Below are 689 nucleotides of genomic sequence, written 5' to 3' on the forward strand. Positions count from 1 at the left end.
TCATTAAAGTGCCATTCGGCGACCTCGCTGCCCTGGAGAAGGCGCAGAAAGCCCACGGCCCACGCATTGTGGCGATTCTGATGGAGCCGATTCAGGGCGAAAGTGGTGTGCAAGTGGCGCCGCCTGGTTATCTCAAAGCAGTGCGTGAGCTCTGTGACCGACGCGCCTGGTTAATGATGCTCGACGTAATCCAGACCGGCATCGGCCGTACCGGCCAGTGGTTTGCGTTTCAGCACGAAGGCATCATCCCGGACGTCATGACCTTGGCCAAAGGCCTGGGTAATGGAGTGCCCGTCGGTGCCTGCCTGGCTCGGGGCAGGGCTGCGGATTTATTCACACCTGGCAGCCACGGCAGTACATTCGGCGGCAATCCGCTGGCGTGTCGGGTGGGTTGCACCGTGCTGGAGATCATCGAGGAACAAGGCCTGCTGGAAAACGCCAGACTTCAGGGCGAACGCCTGCTTGCCAGATTGCGCGTCGAACTGGCCGACGATCCGAACGTCCTGGTGATCCGTGGCCAGGGATTGATGATCGGCATCGAACTCGCCCAACCAATCCGCGACCTGACCCTGATCGCCGCACGGGATCACGGTTTGCTGATCAACGTGACACGGGGCAAGACCATTCGCCTGCTGCCACCGCTGACGATTGATGAGCGGGAAGTGGAAATGATTGTCAGAGGAGTGGGG

At 60.5% G+C, this 689-nt stretch carries 1 protein-coding gene; it reads left to right on the forward strand.

The window, feature by feature from the left end; genetic code table 11:
- On the forward strand, positions 1-689 hold a 689-nt coding region (locus AC1DKR_RS21000), incomplete at both ends, for an aminotransferase class III-fold pyridoxal phosphate-dependent enzyme (RefSeq protein WP_478035057.1).

The sequence above is a fragment of the Stenotrophomonas sp. 01N47 genome (genome assembly GCF_056399165.1).